Genomic DNA, 15204 nt, shown 5'->3' on the forward strand with positions numbered 1-15204 from the left:
ACCTGCGCTCCTGCACCGCGCGCGACGCAACCTGCCGGGCCACCTGCCGTCCGGTTGTCGTTTCAGGCCCGCGGATCCGGGACGCTCGACCGCTCGGCATCCGTGTCACCGTCGCCCCCCGGAGCCTGGGTCGCCACGCCCCGCAGCCGTGGGAGCACCGACTCGCCGCGCCGCCACAGATGCCGTCCGTGCACCCGTGGGTCGTCCGTCACGTCGTAGCGCTTCACATAGGCGCCGAGGAATGCCTGCAGCGTGGCGACGGCCGGGATCGCGATGAGCGCGCCCACGGCGCCCAGCAGAGCCGTACCGGCGATGACCGAGCCGAAGGCGACCGCCGGATGGATGTCCACGGTTTTCGAGGTGAGCTTGGGCTGCAGCCCATAGTTCTCGAACTGCTGGTAGATCACGACGAATCCGAGCACCCACAGGGCGTACCAGGGGTCGACGGTGAACGCGATCAGCATCGGCAGGGCGCCCGCCAGATACGTACCGATCGTCGGAATGAACTGCGAGACGAGGCCGACCCAGACCGCGAGCGCCGGGGCGTACGGCACACCGAGGATCACCAGCAGGATGTAGTGCGCGATCCCGGAGATGAGCGCCATCAGTCCACGCGAGTAGAGAAAGCCGCCGGTCTTGTCGACCGCGATCTCCCAGGCCCTCAGCACTTCGGCCTGCCGGGCGGGCGGCAGCATGGAGCACAGGGCGCGGCGCAGCCGGGGACCGTCGGCCGCGAAGTAGAACGAGAACAGGAAGATCGTCAGCAGCCGGAAGAGCCCGCTCAGCACGGTGGTCGAGACGTCGAGCACACCGGTCGCGCTGTTCTGGACGTACTTCTGCAGCCAGTCGGAGTGCAGCAGGCTGTCCTGAACCTCGACCCGGGAGAGATCGGTGTGGAAATTCTGGTTGATCCAGTTGATCACCGAGTCGAGGTACTTGGGGAACTCCTCGACCATGTCGACGATCTGGCCCGCGAGCATCGAGCCGAGCAGCGCGACGAACCCGGCCACGGCGATCAGCACCACGAGGAAGACCAGGAAGGTGGCCAGACCGCGACGCATACCCCGCGCCGACATCCGGCTCACCGCAGGCTCTATGGCGAGCGCCAGGAAGAAGGCGATCAGGATATTGATCAACAGCCCGATGAGCTGGTCGAACGCCCAACTGCCGAGCCGGAAGCAGGCGTAGAGCGCAAGGGCGAGAACCATGGCACGCGGCAGCCAGGGGGGCATTCGGGCCGACCCGCTGCCGGAAGGCGGGGTCGATGGCGCGGCCGGCGGGACGGGCCGGGTCAAGGGCGGCTGGGTCTGGGCTGTCTCGTCTGTCGGTGCCACGGATCCAGTCTCGCCTACGGCTGTGGCAGCCGGCCGCCCGCCCCCGGAACAGCTGAGGTCCAGCGGTGGGTGGGCACGGCGTCAGCGTCTGTCGGCGGGGATGCCGACCGCCGTGCAGACCCCGCGCCAGACGTCCTTCGCTTCCCAGCCGTCGGCCAGCGCCTGGTGCACCGTACGCCCGCCGAGCTCGGCCATCACATGGTCGCGCGCAAAGGAGTCGGCGTACCCCGCACCGAAGTGGTCCGCCATCCGTTCCCAGAAAATCGTCAACCGCATGACTTCAGTATCCCGCTCCTGAGAGTGCAGCCGCGCGGCTACGCATTGTCGAGAGCGCTTACCGGCCTACGGTCGGTCCATGGCCGGAACAGGAGCAAGCCCCCTCAAGCGTGCCGAACAGTTCGTCTGGCTCACGGCCCGCGTCCTCGAGCAGCGGCGGTTCGCCCATCACTTCCTGGGAGGGGGCGCGGACGCGGTGGAGACCGCGCTCGCCGCCTATCTCAATGAGGACGGCGGATACGGTCACGCACTCGAACCGGATCTGCGGGGCCCTGTCAGCCAGCCGCTGCACACGGCCCATGCGCTCAGCGTTCTGGACTCCATCGGGCGCTGCAGCGGCCTGCGGGTGGAGCGGATCTGCCGCTTCCTGACCGATGTGTCGACCAAGCAGGGGGCGCTGCCCGCACTTCTCCCCTCGCAGCGCGGCTATCCGGCCGCACCGTTCATCCCGATCGTCGACGACCCTCCGGCCCAGTTGCTGGCCACCGGCCCCGTCGTCGGACTGCTGCACCGCAACGCGGTGTGGCACGCCTGGCTGTTCCGGGCCACCGATTTCTGCTGGGCGGCGGTCGACGCGCTGGAGAAGTCGCATCCGTACGAGATCGAGGCCGCGGTCGCCTTCCTCGACGGCGCTCCGGACCAGGCACGGGCGGAGGCGGCGGCGGACCGCCTCGGGCGGCTGGTACGGGAACAGCGACTGGCCGTACTGGATCCGGAGCGGCGTGCGGAGTACCCGGTGGCGGCCGGGTACGCACCGGGCGAGCAGCATTTCCCGTACGACTACGCCCGCACCCCCGAATCGCTCGCCCGCCGCTGGTTCACCGACGAGGAGCTGGAACGCTCGCTCGACCATCTGGCGGCGGAGCAGCAGGCGGACGGCGGCTGGCCGGTGAACTGGCGGCAGTGGGCACCGGGCACCGCCCTGGAGGGCCGCCCCCTGGTCACGCTCAAGGCGCTGCTGACGCTGCGGGCCTACGGCCGCAGCCTCCACTGAGAGCGGGCGGCGCGGTTCGCTTCCGACGCCGTCGCCCTGGGGCGGCGTACGCGCCGTCGATCCCCGGGGCGGGGCAGAGCAGCAGGGCAGCGACCCGGTGGCTGCTGGGACCGGGGCGCGACGGACGCACACGCTGCCTGTCCGGTCAGGTTGGCTATCCGAGCGCGCGTACCCCCGCCGTGACGACGACGGCAGCTCCCACGACCACCAGGAAGGGTGCGCGCAGCACCAGGGCGAGTGCGGCGGCGGCGAGCCCCGCACCCCGGGCGTCGAGCACCAGCTGCTGTCCGTTCCCGAAGGTCTGCTGCGCCGTGAGGGCCGCCAGGAGTGCCACCGGCAGGAGTGCGGCAAGACGCTGTACGAGTGGGCGTTCCAGTGCTCCCGCGGGGACCAGCAGCCCCAGCAGCTTGGCGAGGTAGCAGCCGGCGGCGGTGAGGGCGATCGCTATCCATACGTTCATCGGGCGTCCTCCGTCGTGGTCGCGTCCTTGGCCGGGCTGTTCGTGGCCGATGCCTTCCTGCGTCCCATCAGGAAGAGGACAGCGGGTGCGGCAAGCGCGGCAAGCAGCACGGGCACGCCCGCGGGCAGCATGGGCAGCGCCCCCAGGGCGAGCAGGACGGCGAGAGCGGCCGTGACGCGCTCCGTGGTGCTCTTCAGCATCGGAGCGAGCAGGGCGAGGAAGACGGCGGGGCTTGCCGCGTCCAGCCCCCAGGTGTCGGTGTCGCCGAGCGCCTCGGCGCCCAGCGCCCCCAGCAGCGTAGTCAGGTTCCACAGCACGTACAGGGTGAGTCCGGTGACGGTGAAGCCGATCCGTGCGGCCCGCCGGGTGGGCTGCGGCAGCGTCACCGCGGTCGTCTCGTCGATGACCCAGTGGGCGGCGAGCGGTCGCACGGCGCGCGGGAGGGCGAGCAGCTGTGACAGCCGCAGACCGTAGAAGGCGTTGCGTACGCCGAGGAAGAACGCGCCGGCGGCGGCGGTGTACGGGTTTCCGCCTGCGGCAAGGGCGCCCACCAGCGCGAACTGCGAGGCGCCGGTGAAGACGAGGAGGCTGAGCGCGCAGGTCTGGATCAGGCTGAGACCGGAGCCCGCCGAGGTGACACCGAAGGCGAAGCCCGAGAGGCCCACCGCGATACCGACACCGAGGGCGTCGCGGATGACGGCCGCGTCCGGCTTCGCCTCGCCGACGGCGGTCTCGGCTGTCTCGCCGAGTCTCTTTGAGGATGCTGTCTGTTCTGGCACGGCGGGAACGCTACGCGGACGAAGCTGGACCGGTCTTGTACGTTTTTGCGCGTTCGCGCTGGTACGCGCCGGGCGGCACCCCCACGATCCGGGTGAAATGACGGTTGAGGTGCGGCTGATCGGTGAAGCCGACCCCTGCCGCCGCGTCCGCCGGCGCGATGCCCGCGTCGAGCATCCGCCGTGCACGCCGCACCCGGGCATCGGTGAGCCAGGTGTGCGGCGGCATCCCGTACTGCTTCTTGAACGCACGCAGCAGGGCGAAGGGGCTGGTGCCGAGCTCGGCGGCCAACGCCTCCAGTGTCGGCGGCTCGGCCATGCGGCTCTCCAGCACCGCACGTGCCCGCTCCGCGTCCTGGGCGCCGGCCGACCGGGGAGCACGGGCGGGCAGCACGGTGCCGTGGCGGCTGAGCAGCCGCGCGACCATGATCCGCAGCATGCTGTCGGCGGCGAGCGCATTGCCCTCCTCTGCCGCCCGGTGCACCTCGCCGATGAGCCGGGCCGCCTCCGGGTCCAGGACGCTGGTCTCGGCGAAGCCGACCGTGCCGCGCAGCCGCGTCGTATCGGCCGCGATGTCGTTGATCACCTGCGCGGACGGGTACAGCGTGGCGTACACCCAGCCCTCGGGGGCCCCGGCCCGGGCGGTGTGCGGCACCTCCGGATTGATCATGACGACGGTTCCGGGACCCGCGTGCACGGTGCCGCCGGGCAGCCCGACGTCCTCGACGCCCCGGGTGATGGTGCCGAAGACATAGCCCTCGTGGCTGTGGCGCGGGAAGGTGTGGCGGACGTACCGGGCGCGCAGAAGATCGAGGTCGGGCAGTTCCGCGTACTGCCAGTACCGAGCCCACTCCCCCGCGGCCGAATCCGGGGCCGGCCCTGGGACCGATGGTGCCGCCATAGCCGGAATTCTCGCAGGTACCGGCCGTGGTCAGCGTCCGGTACCGGCCATCCTCACCGTCCGGTACCGGCCCTCGTCACCTTGGGGTACCGACCCTTGTCACCCCCCGGCATCAGTCCGTTGTCAGTGGTCGGGTGCACGATGGGGAACATGGTCGGCTCTGCTCTCGATGCGTTCTCCCCCGCCACCCGCAGCTGGTTCGCGGGTGCCTTCAGCGCACCGACGTCCGCGCAGGAGGGCGCCTGGCGGGCGATCGGCGAGGGCTCGGACGTGCTGGTCGTCGCGCCCACCGGATCGGGCAAGACGCTCGCCGCGTTTCTCGCCGCGCTGGACCGGCTGGCAGCCGTTCCGCCGCCCGCCGAGGCGAAGAAGCGCTGCCGCGTGCTGTACGTGTCGCCGCTCAAGGCCCTCGCGGTCGATGTGGAGCGCAACCTCCGCTCGCCGCTGACCGGCATCCGCCAGGAATCGGTGCGCCTCGGGCTGCCCGAGCCCGATGTGCGGGTGGGCATCCGGTCGGGCGACACCCCGCCCGCTGAGCGCCGGTCCATGGCGACCCGCCCGCCGGACATCGTGATCACCACCCCCGAGTCGCTGTTCCTGATGCTGACGTCGTCGGCGCGCGAGGCCCTGTCGGGGATCGAGACGGTGATTCTGGACGAGGTGCACGCCGTCGCCGGTACGAAGCGGGGCGCCCATCTCGCCGTATCGCTGGAGCGCCTCGACGAGCTGCTGCCGCGTCCCGCGCGGCGGATCGGTCTGTCGGCGACGGTCCGTCCGGTCGATGAGGTGGCGCGGTTCCTCTCCCCTCAGCGGAAGGTGGAGATCGTCCAGCCGCCGTCCACCAAGCAGTTCGATCTGTCGGTGGTCGTGCCGGTGGAGGATCTGGGCGAGCTCGGCGGATCTCCCGCCACGGACCCGGACCAGGCGGGCCAGGCGGACAAGCCGTCGATCTGGCCCCATGTCGAGGAGCGGATCGCCGATCTCGTCCAGGCGCACCGCTCCACCATCGTCTTCGCCAACTCCCGCCGTCTCGCGGAGCGGTTGTGCAACCGGCTCAACGAGATCGCGTACGAGCGGGTAACCGGCGAGACGATGCCGGAGGCCCACTCCCCCGCCGGGATCATGGCCGAGTCCGGTGCGGCGAAGGGCGCCCCCGCGCTGCTCGCCCGCGCCCACCACGGTTCGGTCTCCAAGGAGCAGCGCGCCCAGGTCGAGGAGGACCTCAAGGCGGGTCGGCTGCCCGCCGTGGTCGCCACCTCCAGCCTGGAGCTGGGCATCGACATGGGCGCGGTCGATCTGGTGATCCAGGTGGAGTCGCCGCCGTCGGTCGCCTCCGGGCTGCAGCGGGTCGGCCGGGCCGGCCACCAGGTCGGCGCGGTCTCCGCCGGAGTGGTGTTCCCGAAGTACCGGGGGGACCTGGTGCAGTCTGCGGTGGTCACCGAGCGTATGCGCACGGGCTCGATCGAGGCGCTCCGGATCCCGTCGAACCCTCTGGACGTGCTGGCCCAGCAGCTGGTCGCCATGGTAGCCCTGGACACCTGGCAGGTGGACGACCTGCTGGCCGTGACCCGCCGCGCGGCCCCCTTCGCCTCGCTCCCGGAGTCGGCGTTCACGGCCGTGCTGGACATGCTGGCGGGCCGCTATCCGTCCGATGCCTTCGCCGAGCTGCGTCCGCGCGTGGTGTGGGACCGCGTCGCCGGTACTGTCACGGGCCGCCCCGGCGCCCAGCGGCTCGCCGTGACCTCCGGTGGCACGATCCCCGACCGCGGGCTCTTCGGGGTCTTCCTCGCCGGGGCCGACCCCAAGAAGGGCGGCGGCCGGGTCGGCGAGCTGGACGAGGAGATGGTGTACGAGTCCCGGGTCGGCGATGTTTTCACCCTGGGCACCACGTCTTGGCGGATCGAGGACATCACCCGCGACCGGGTCCTGGTGTCGCCCGCCCCGGGCGTTCCGGGACGGCTGCCGTTCTGGAAAGGCGACCAGCTGGGCCGCCCGCTGGAGCTCGGTCGCGCGCTGGGCACGTTCCTCCGCGAGATCGGCGGACTGTCGCCCGAGGACGCCAGGTCGCGGCTGCTCGCCGCCGGTCTCGACGCCTGGGCCGCCGACAACGTCCTGTCGTACATCGACGAGCAGCGCGCCGCCTGCGGCCATGTCCCCGACGACCGGACCATCCTCGTCGAGCGCTTCCGCGACGAGCTGGGCGACTGGCGGGTCGTCGTGCACTCCCCCTTCGGCGCGCAAGTCCACGCCCCCTGGGCGCTGGCTCTGAGCGCGCGCCTCGCCGAGCGGTACGGCATGGATGCCCAGGTGATGCATGCCGACGACGGCATCGTGCTGCGGCTCCCCGACGCCGACATGATGGGCCTGGACCTCCTGGATTTCGATCCGTCCTTCGATCCGTCCGGGAACCCGGTCCGGGAACCGGCTGCCCCGTTGGCCGCGGCATACGACAACGACCAGGCTCCGGTCGGCGCTGCGGACGTCGCCTTCGACCAGGGCGAGATCAATCAGATCGTCACCGACCAGGTCGGCGGATCGGCCCTGTTCGCCTCCCGCTTCCGCGAGTGCGCGGCGCGCGCCCTGCTGCTCCCCCGTCGCAGCCCCGGCAAGCGCACCCCGCTCTGGCAGCAGCGCCAGCGTGCCGCCCAGCTCCTCCAGGTGGCCTCCGAGTTCGGCTCCTTCCCGATCGTTCTCGAAGCGGTCCGCGAATGCCTTCAGGACGTCTTCGACGTTCCCGGGCTCGTGGAACTGATGGGCGACCTCGAAGCGCGCCGCGTCCGTCTGGTCGAGGTGACCACCCAGGAGCCCTCGCCCTTCGCCCGCTCGCTCCTCTTCGGTTACGTCGCGCAGTTCCTGTACGAGGGCGACTCGCCGCTGGCCGAGCGGCGGGCGGCCGCGCTCTCGCTGGACTCCCATCTCCTCGCCGAGCTTCTCGGCCAGGCGGAACTGCGCGAGCTGCTCGACGCCGAGGTACTGGGCGAGCTGCAGCAGGAACTCCAGTGGCTCACCGAGGACCGCCGGATCAAGGACATCGAAGGCGTCGCCGATCTGCTGCGCGTCCTCGGCCCGCTCACCGAGGCCGAGTTGGCTGAGCGCGGCGCCGAGCAGCCCTGGGCCGCGGAGCTGGCCTCGGCCCGCCGGGCCATCCGGGTCCGGATCGGCGGAGCCGACCACTGGGCGGCGATCGAGGACGCCGGCCGGCTGCGGGACGCGCTGGGCACGGCCCTCCCGGTCGGCGTCCCGGAGGCGTTCACCGAGCCGGTGAAGGACCCGCTCGGCGATCTCCTTGCCCGCTATGCCCGCACGCACGGCCCGTTCACCTCCACCCAGGCGGCTGCCCGCTTCGGCCTCGGCACCGCCGTCACGGACGGCGCGCTGCAGCGGCTCGCCGCCTCGGGCCGGATTGTGCAGGGCGAGTTCCACCCCGCGGGCATCGGCCAGGAGTGGTGTGACGCCACGGTGCTGCGCCGGCTCCGCCGCCGCTCGCTCGCCGCCCTGCGCCAGGAGCTGGAGCCGGTCCCGCCCGCAGTCCTCGCCGGCTTCCTTCCCCAGTGGCAGCATCTCGGGAACAACAGCCTGCGAGGAATCGACGGACTGGCCCGCGCCATCGAGCAGTTGCAGGGCGCTCCCGTCCCCGCGTCGGCGCTGGAAAAGCTGATCCTGCCCGGACGCATCACGGGATACACCCCGGCCCTGCTCGACGAACTCACCACCACCGGCGAGGTGATCTGGGCCGGTGCGGGTGCCCTTCCCGGCAAGGACGGCTGGCTGTCCCTCTATCTCGCCGACAGCGCACCCTTGCTCCTCCCGCCCCCGCACCCTCTCGAACTCAGTGCGCTGCACGAATCCGTCCTCACCGCACTGACCGGCGGATACGGGCTGTTCTTCCGGCAGATCGCCGATCAGGTGCGCGCCACCACACACCCGGACTGCACCGACCCCCAACTCGCCGATGCCCTCTGGGACCTGACCTGGTCCGGCCGGCTGACCAACGACACGCTGGCTCCGCTGCGCTCGCTTCTCGGCTCCGGACGCACGGCGGGATCGACGGCCCACCGCGCCAAGCGCAGCGTCCCGCGCGGCCGTTACGGCTCGCTCACCGCCACGGCCCGCCCCGCATCTCGCACCGGTCCGCCCACCGTCTCGGGCCGTTGGTCCCTGCTGCCCGGAACCGAGCCCGATCCCACGCACCGCGCCCACGCCCTGGCCCGCACCCTCCTCGACCGGCACGGTGTGGTGACCCGTGGCGCAGTCCAGGCCGAAGGCGTCGAGGGCGGCTTTGCCGCGACGTATCGGATCCTTGCCGCCTTCGAGGACAACGGGCAGGCTCGCCGCGGCTACGTCGTCGAGGGTCTGGGGGCGGCCCAGTTCGCGATGGACGGCGCGGTCGACCGGCTCCGTGCGGTCTCCACCGCCCGCGACCGTGCGGAACCGGGCTCGGCGCCCCGCGCCATGGTTCTCGCGGCCGCCGACCCGGCCAATGCGTACGGCGCGGCCCTGTCCTGGCCCGAACCGCCGGACGGCGCCGGACACAGACCGGGGCGCAAGGCAGGTGCCCTGGTCGTCCTGGTCGACGGCGAACTGACGCTGTACATGGAGCGCGGCGGCAAGACGCTGCTCGCTTGGCCGGCCGACCCGGAGGACCCTGCGCTCCGGGCGGCGGCCGAGGCGCTGGCCGGTGCAGCGCGCGCCGGGGCACTCGGCACGGTCACGGTGGAGCGCACCAACGGCGCCTCGTCCCTGACCTCGCCGCTGGGCCGCACGCTGGAGACGGCCGGATTCCACGCCACCCCAAGAGGCCTCCGCCTGCGCGCGTGACCCCGCACCGCACCTCAGCCCGCGCACCGCCGCACAGATCCACCGATACCCGCCCGCATACCCACCCCGCACCACGCATCATGGAGGTATGCCCGAAGGAGATACCGTCCTGCAGACCGCTCAGCGGCTGCACATCGCGCTGGCCGGTCAGATCCTCACCCACTCCGACCTGCGCGTTCCCCGCTTCGCCACCGCGGACCTCACGGGCCGGACCGTTCTCGGCGTCACCCCGCGCGGCAAGCATCTCCTCACCCGGATCGAGGGCGGCCTCACCCTGCACAGCCATCTCGGGATGGACGGCGCCTGGCGCCTCTACAGTCCGCGCGAGCGCTGGCGCGGTGGCCCGGGCCACCAGATCCGCGCAGTCCTTTCCACCGCCCACCACACCGCGGTCGGCTACCGGCTCCCCGTTCTCGAACTCCTCCGCACAGCCGACGAGGAGAAGGCGGTCGGCCACCTCGGGCCCGATCTGCTGGGCCCCGGCTGGGACCCCGACACCGCACTGCGCAACCTGCTGGCAGACCCTGCCCGCCCCCTCGGCGAAGCCCTCCTCGACCAGCGCAACCTGGCCGGTATCGGCAACATCTACAAGGCCGAGCTCTGCTTCCTCGCGCGTGCCACCCCCTGGCTCCCCGTCGGTGAGCTGCCCGCCTCCACCGCCGCCCGTCTGGTCACCACGGCCAAGCAGCTCCTCGAAGCCAACCGCAACCGCACGATCCGCACGACCACCCGAGCGCAGCCCGACGGCTACGGCCCCCGTGAGCGTCTCTGGGTCTACGGCAGGACACACCGCCCCTGTCTGCGCTGCGGCACCCCTATCCGCGTGGCGGAGCAGAACACCCGCCCCGCCTACTGGTGCCCACGTTGCCAATCAGGCCCCACACCATAGTTGACGCACCGTCAGATCCAGTCGTACGGTCCGGACATGCCTCTCACCGCGTACGACCTCACCGGCCGATCCGCGTTCATCACCGGAGCGGCCGGCGGCATCGGCCGAGCCTGTGCCGTCCTGCTCGCGGAGGCGGGAGCCACCGTCCACTGCGCGGACCTCGACGAGAAGGGCCTGCTGGAGACCCGGGAAATGATCACTGCGGCGGGTGGCGAAGCCCACGCCCATCCCCTCGATGTCACCGACCGCCGTCAGCTCAGGAGCGCGGTCACCACTGCGGGTGAGGTCGGCATCCTGGCCGCCGTCGCCGGAATCATGCATACGAGCAGCGTTCTGGAGACGGCTGACGAGGACCTCGACCGGGTCATGGCCGTCAATTTCAAGGGGGTTCTGTATGCCTGCCAGGAGGTCGCCCGCAGCATGATCGCGCGCGGCGCACCCGGCTCGATGGTCACCATGGCCTCGGGCGCGGTCGACGCCTCAAGTCCGGGCCTGCTCTGCTACAGCGCGGCCAAGGCGGCGGTCGTCCAGTTGACCAGGACCCTGGCGACCGAGCTGGGCCCTCAGGGCATCCGCGTCAACGCCGTCGCCCCCGGCTGGATCCGTACGCCGATGACCGCCCGCCACGACGCAGAGCAGCAGCACCGGGCCGAGGGCACGATGGTACGGATATCCCCGCTCGGCCGGGTGGGTGAGGCCGAGGACGTCGCCCACACGGTCCTGCATCTCGCATCCGATGCTTCGGCCTTCATGACGGGTCAGATTCTCCGTCCGAACGGTGGCGTCGCCATGCCCTGGTAGTACGCCAGGCCGTCTCGACACCGCGCACCCCTGCCATGCACCACGCGCCCGTGGCGGCACCGATCGCCTCCGCACGGGCCCTGAGCGTTCCCGTGGGCCGGACGCTCGCGGCCACATGGACGGGCAGGAGGCTGAGCCCCCACCCGCCCGCCGTCACCGCGCCCTCGACCACCCCGGCATGTTCCGGCTGAAGGATCAGCCGGAGCACAGCCCACCACCACACGCCGCCGAGAGCGAGCGCGGGCACCCATCTCCGTACCATGGCTGCCTCCTCCGGCCGAACCTAGTCCGGCCCGATCGCCCAGCGGGAGGGCGTACCGGCGCAGTACCGGCGCGCATGTCCGGGGCGGACACCGTTACGCGCTCTCCGTCTGGCTCGTCCAGGCGTGCTGCCGCAGGTTCACGGCCCGAGCTGCGTATGGAACAGCGCTCCGGAACCGATACCGCTCAGGCACTGCGATCTCGGTGACCGTGGTGTTCCTCTCTGCAGTCTCGCCCGGGACCACCGGAGCCGCATCCAGAACCTCCGGTGCGGTCGTCGAAGGGCAGCTACTTCTACGCAGTGCGTTGAGCTGAAGCGGTGCTCCGGATGCGGGGCGTCCGGAGGACACAAGCTTCGTTGACCGGCGCACGCATCCGGAACGGCGCGCGAGTCCTGACGGCGGCGTCCGCACACACCAGGGCCCCGGCCACCCCTGCGAAGGGGCTGGCCGGGGCTCTGGTTCACACCGGACCGCGCGGGTCAGGCGGCGACGACATCCACCGCTTCCGCGGGTGCCTTGATCGTCACCCTTCCCGTCGGCACACCTGCCACCGACGTCACGGAGACGGAATTGAGCATTGGGCGTACCGGCACTGGCACCGGATCGCTGGCTGCTGCCGACTCGGCCAGCTCAGCCAGCGACAGCTCATCGCTCACTTCACGCATGAGCTCGGACATCCGTACGTCAAGCGCGTCGCAAATGGCGGAGAGCAGCTCGGAGGATGCCTCCTTCTGCCCCCGCTCCACCTCGGAGAGATAGCCGAGCGAGACTCGGGCGGACGAGGAGACTTCGCGCAGAGTACGGCCTTGGCGCTGGCGCTGCCGACGCAGCACGTCACCAAGCAGGCGACGGAGCAGAATCATCGGTGGCTCCCTCCTCGGACCGCGTAGCCGCATCCTTCACGCCCCACCGTACCGCCTCGCGCTGCGGCCGTGCGGGGAGCGATGTCGTGTTCACTCAGGGCTGCAAACATCAATTCCCCCCGTTCTGTTCCGTATCCTGTGCGCTCGCATTGTCGTCGAGCTCTCCGGAGAGCAGTTCGAGCAGGCTCCGTACGCTCTCTCTACGGATGTCCGCCCGGTCACCGTTCAACCGCAGCGCGACCACTTTCTCCGCGCCGTCCGGTCCCGCCACGGCGACGTAAACCGTTCCGACCGGCTTTCCGTCCTGTTCATCGGGTCCCGCGACGCCGGTGGTCGCCACTCCCCAGTCTGCACCGAGAATCCGTCGGACACCGATCGCCATCTGCCGGGCGACCTCGGGATCCACGGCTCCGCGCGCTGCCAGCAGGGCCCCGTCCACGGCCAGCACATCCCGCTTCAGGGGCGTCGCGTAGGCCGTCACAGACCCGCGGAAGGAGCGCGAGGCACCGGGTACGGAAGTGAGCTCCGCCGCAACCAGGCCGCCGGTCAGCGACTCGGCGACGGCAAGGGTCTCCCCTCGCCGTACGAGCTGCTGCAGCACGCGGGCCGCGGCAGTCACCGCTCGGCCTCCGCCGGGCCACGGACCTCGGACGCCTCGGCAGCCGCCGCTGCGGCCCGTTCGGCCGCCAGACCCTGGCGCCGCAGCACAACGGCCTGACGCACGTAGTCGAGTCCGGTGACGACCGTCAGCACGACGGCCACCGCCATCACCCAGAAGCGCAGTGTGGCGAGCGGGCCGGTCAGCGCCAGGACGTACATCCCGACGGCCGTCCCCTGTGCCAACGTCTTCATCTTCCCGCCGCGACTGGCCGGGATCACCGCATGCCGGATCACCCAGAACCGCATCAGCGTGATGCCGATCTCGCGGAAGAGGATCAGGCCGGTGACCCACCACGGCAGATCACCGAGGTACGACAGGCAGATCAGCGCGGCCCCCATGATCGCCTTGTCGGCGATCGGGTCGGCGATCTTCCCGAAGTCGGTGACCAGGTTGTACGTACGTGCCAGATGACCGTCGAAGAGGTCGGTGATCATGGCGATGGCGAACGCCGCCCAGGCGAAGGACCGCCAGGCGGGGTCGTAGCCGCCGTTGTGGAGCAGCAGCACAACGAAACCCGGCACCAGCAGCAGCCGCGCCATGGTGAGGATATTGGCGATGTTCCACAGGCTGGCCTGGTTGACGGCCGCAGCGCCCAGCTTGCCGCCGCGGACCGGCTTCGCGCCGGAACCGCCTGCCGCGGATGCCGGGACTCCCGTCATCTGGCCGCCTCCGCAAGCTCGGAACACTCGGCCACCAGGTCCACTCCTTCGGTGCCCACCACCTTTGCCTCGACCATACGGCCCGGCGCGAGACCCTCGCGTGCGGTGAAGAGCACCTGGCCGTCCGTTTCGGGTGCCTGGTGCGCAGCACGCCCCACCGCGCGCGGCTCGTCCTCGGTGGGGTCGACGGACTCGACCAGCACCTGCAGGGACTCCCCGAGCCGCTCCTCGGCACGCTGCGAGGTCAGCTCCTCGGCCAGCTGCGAGATGTGCGCGAGCCGCTCCGCGATGACGTCGGCGTCCAGCTTGTTGTCGTAACCGACCGCCTCGGTGCCCTCCTCGTCGGAGTAACCGAAGACGCCGATCGCGTCGAGCCGCGCGCCCGTGAGGAAGCGTTCCAGCTCGGCGAGGTCCGCCTCGGTCTCCCCGGGGAAGCCCACGATGAAGTTCGACCGCGCACCGGCCTGCGGCGCCTTGTTCCGGATGGTCTCCAGAAGCTCCAGGAAGCGGTCGGTGTCGCCGAAGCGGCGCATCGCCCGCAGCACACCGGGGGCGGAGTGCTGGAAGGAGAGGTCGAAGTACGGGGCGACCTTCGGCGTCGAGGTCAGTACGTCGATCAGACCGGGCCGCATCTCGGCGGGCTGCAGGTAGCTGACCCGGATCCGCTCGATCCCGTCGACGTCGGCGAGCTCCGGCAGCAGCGTCTCCAGCAGCCGGATGTCGCCGAGGTCCTTGCCGTACGAGGTGTTGTTCTCGGAGACCAGCATGACCTCCTTGACGCCCTGCTCGGCCAGCCAGCGGGTCTCCTGCAGCACGTCCGAGGGGCGCCGCGAGATGAAGGAACCGCGGAAGGACGGGATGGCGCAGAACGAGCAGCGGCGGTCGCAGCCGGAGGCGAGCTTCACCGAGGCGACCGGGCTGGTGCCCAGCCGGCGGCGCAGCGGGGCGCGTGGCCCGGAGACCGGAGCAACGCCGTCCGGGAGGTCCGCGGGGGCCGGGGCGGCTTCCTGCGCGTGTCCGGGCAGCGCGACGGCGGCGTCCTGCCGCTCGGCCGGGCTGATCGGCAGCAGCTTGCGCCGGTCACGCGGGGTATGGGAGGCGTGAACGCCCCCGCTGAGGATGGTCTGGAGGCGGTCGGAGATGTCGGCGTAGTCGTCGAATCCGAGGACTCCGTCGGCTTCCGGCAGCGCTTCGGCAAGGTCCTTGCCGTAGCGTTCGGCCATGCAGCCGACGGCGACCACGGCCTGGGTCCGGCCGTGGTCCTTCAGATCGTTGGCTTCGAGGAGTGCGTCGACGGAGTCCTTCTTGGCGGCCTCGACAAACCCACAGGTGTTGACTACGGCGACATCCGCGTCGGAGGCATCCTCGACGAGCTCCCAGCCGTCCGCTGCCAAGCGGCCTGCAAGCTCCTCCGAGTCCACCTCGTTACGGGCGCAGCCAAGAGTGACAAGGGCGACGGTACGGCGTTCGGGCATGGGCTCAAGACTACTTTGTCCTGGCACGGGCCCC

Annotated in this window: 14 protein-coding genes; 4 read left to right on the forward strand and 10 right to left on the reverse strand. The window is 71.1% G+C overall.

The window, feature by feature from the left end; all coding sequences use genetic code 11:
- Window positions 1-62 precede the first annotated feature (62 nt).
- The gene (locus AB0915_RS00700) at window positions 63-1232 is read right to left on the reverse strand and encodes an AI-2E family transporter (protein WP_366688992.1); all 1170 of its coding nucleotides are present in this window, start codon (window positions 1230-1232) and stop codon (window positions 63-65) included.
- Between the two features lie 183 nt (window positions 1233-1415).
- Window positions 1416-1610, reverse strand: coding sequence for a DUF3046 domain-containing protein (locus tag AB0915_RS00705; RefSeq protein ID WP_366688993.1), 195 nt, complete (start codon window positions 1608-1610; stop codon window positions 1416-1418).
- Between the two features lie 79 nt (window positions 1611-1689).
- On the opposite strand from AB0915_RS00705, the gene AB0915_RS00710 reads away from it, so the two are divergent.
- Window positions 1690-2604, forward strand: coding sequence for a hypothetical protein (locus tag AB0915_RS00710; protein ID WP_366688994.1), 915 nt, complete (start codon window positions 1690-1692; stop codon window positions 2602-2604).
- 154 nt (window positions 2605-2758) lie between these two features.
- On the opposite strand, the gene AB0915_RS00715 is transcribed toward AB0915_RS00710, so the two are convergent.
- From AB0915_RS00715 to AB0915_RS00725, 3 genes are read right to left on the reverse strand one after another with little or no spacing between them, the layout of a single operon-like run.
- The gene (locus AB0915_RS00715) at window positions 2759-3064 is read right to left on the reverse strand and encodes an AzlD domain-containing protein (protein WP_358858896.1); all 306 of its coding nucleotides are present in this window, start codon (window positions 3062-3064) and stop codon (window positions 2759-2761) included.
- Complete coding sequence (locus AB0915_RS00720; RefSeq protein ID WP_366688995.1) at window positions 3061-3843, reverse strand: AzlC family ABC transporter permease; 783 nt, start codon at window positions 3841-3843, stop codon at window positions 3061-3063. The genes AB0915_RS00715 and AB0915_RS00720 overlap by 4 nt, the downstream gene beginning before the upstream one ends.
- 10 nt (window positions 3844-3853) lie before the next feature.
- The gene (locus tag AB0915_RS00725; RefSeq protein ID WP_366688996.1) at window positions 3854-4741 is read right to left on the reverse strand and encodes an AraC family transcriptional regulator; all 888 of its coding nucleotides are present in this window, start codon (window positions 4739-4741) and stop codon (window positions 3854-3856) included.
- A 150-nt stretch (window positions 4742-4891) separates the two neighbouring features.
- On the opposite strand from AB0915_RS00725, the gene AB0915_RS00730 reads away from it, so the two are divergent.
- The 3 genes from AB0915_RS00730 to AB0915_RS00740 all read left to right on the forward strand — a co-directional run bounded on the left by AB0915_RS00730 (window position 4892) and on the right by AB0915_RS00740 (window position 11249).
- Window positions 4892-9559, forward strand: coding sequence for a DEAD/DEAH box helicase (locus AB0915_RS00730; protein ID WP_366688997.1), 4668 nt, complete (start codon window positions 4892-4894; stop codon window positions 9557-9559).
- 88 nt (window positions 9560-9647) lie between these two features.
- Window positions 9648-10448 carry a DNA-formamidopyrimidine glycosylase family protein gene (locus tag AB0915_RS00735; RefSeq protein WP_366688998.1) on the forward strand — a complete coding sequence of 267 codons (801 nt, stop codon included), beginning with the start codon at window positions 9648-9650 and terminating at the stop codon, window positions 10446-10448.
- 36 nt (window positions 10449-10484) lie between these two features.
- Window positions 10485-11249, forward strand: coding sequence for an SDR family NAD(P)-dependent oxidoreductase (locus tag AB0915_RS00740; protein WP_366688999.1), 765 nt, complete (start codon window positions 10485-10487; stop codon window positions 11247-11249).
- Here the strand turns inward: AB0915_RS00740 and AB0915_RS00745 are convergent.
- From AB0915_RS00745 to rimO, 5 genes are all read right to left on the reverse strand, one after another.
- The gene (locus AB0915_RS00745; RefSeq protein ID WP_366689000.1) at window positions 11197-11511 is read right to left on the reverse strand and encodes a hypothetical protein; all 315 of its coding nucleotides are present in this window, start codon (window positions 11509-11511) and stop codon (window positions 11197-11199) included. The genes AB0915_RS00740 and AB0915_RS00745 overlap by 53 nt on opposite strands.
- Before the next feature lie 480 nt (window positions 11512-11991).
- Window positions 11992-12375 (reverse strand): helix-turn-helix transcriptional regulator, encoded by a 384-nt coding sequence (locus AB0915_RS00750; RefSeq protein WP_018105285.1) that lies wholly within the window; start codon window positions 12373-12375, stop codon window positions 11992-11994.
- Between the two features lie 109 nt (window positions 12376-12484).
- Window positions 12485-12994, reverse strand: coding sequence for a CinA family protein (locus AB0915_RS00755; RefSeq protein WP_366689001.1), 510 nt, complete (start codon window positions 12992-12994; stop codon window positions 12485-12487).
- On the reverse strand, window positions 12991-13695 hold the full coding sequence (gene pgsA, locus AB0915_RS00760) for a CDP-diacylglycerol--glycerol-3-phosphate 3-phosphatidyltransferase (protein ID WP_366689002.1): 705 nt from the start codon (window positions 13693-13695) through the stop codon (window positions 12991-12993). Before pgsA ends, AB0915_RS00755 begins: the two co-directional genes overlap by 4 nt.
- Window positions 13692-15170, reverse strand: coding sequence for a 30S ribosomal protein S12 methylthiotransferase RimO (gene rimO / locus AB0915_RS00765; protein WP_366689003.1), 1479 nt, complete (start codon window positions 15168-15170; stop codon window positions 13692-13694). The genes pgsA and rimO overlap by 4 nt, the downstream gene beginning before the upstream one ends.
- Between the last annotated feature and the right edge of the window lie 34 nt (window positions 15171-15204).

This window comes from Streptomyces sp. NPDC048411 (assembly GCF_040704695.1).
Taxonomy (GTDB): domain Bacteria; phylum Actinomycetota; class Actinomycetes; order Streptomycetales; family Streptomycetaceae; genus Streptomyces.

Coding starts and splice junctions, on each gene's coding strand:
- AB0915_RS00700 (WP_366688992.1), bottom strand. CDS start 1,232: ATGCCCCCCTGGCTGCCGCGTGCCATGGTTCTCGCCCTTGCGCTCTAC.
- AB0915_RS00705 (WP_366688993.1), bottom strand. CDS start 1,610: ATGCGGTTGACGATTTTCTGGGAACGGATGGCGGACCACTTCGGTGCG.
- AB0915_RS00710 (WP_366688994.1), top strand. CDS start 1,690: ATGGCCGGAACAGGAGCAAGCCCCCTCAAGCGTGCCGAACAGTTCGTC.
- AB0915_RS00715 (WP_358858896.1), bottom strand. CDS start 3,064: ATGAACGTATGGATAGCGATCGCCCTCACCGCCGCCGGCTGCTACCTC.
- AB0915_RS00725 (WP_366688996.1), bottom strand. CDS start 4,741: ATGGCGGCACCATCGGTCCCAGGGCCGGCCCCGGATTCGGCCGCGGGG.
- AB0915_RS00730 (WP_366688997.1), top strand. CDS start 4,892: ATGGTCGGCTCTGCTCTCGATGCGTTCTCCCCCGCCACCCGCAGCTGG.
- AB0915_RS00735 (WP_366688998.1), top strand. CDS start 9,648: ATGCCCGAAGGAGATACCGTCCTGCAGACCGCTCAGCGGCTGCACATC.
- AB0915_RS00740 (WP_366688999.1), top strand. CDS start 10,485: ATGCCTCTCACCGCGTACGACCTCACCGGCCGATCCGCGTTCATCACC.
- AB0915_RS00745 (WP_366689000.1), bottom strand. CDS start 11,511: ATGGTACGGAGATGGGTGCCCGCGCTCGCTCTCGGCGGCGTGTGGTGG.
- AB0915_RS00750 (WP_018105285.1), bottom strand. CDS start 12,375: ATGATTCTGCTCCGTCGCCTGCTTGGTGACGTGCTGCGTCGGCAGCGC.
- pgsA (WP_366689002.1), bottom strand. CDS start 13,695: ATGACGGGAGTCCCGGCATCCGCGGCAGGCGGTTCCGGCGCGAAGCCG.
- rimO (WP_366689003.1), bottom strand. CDS start 15,170: ATGCCCGAACGCCGTACCGTCGCCCTTGTCACTCTTGGCTGCGCCCGT.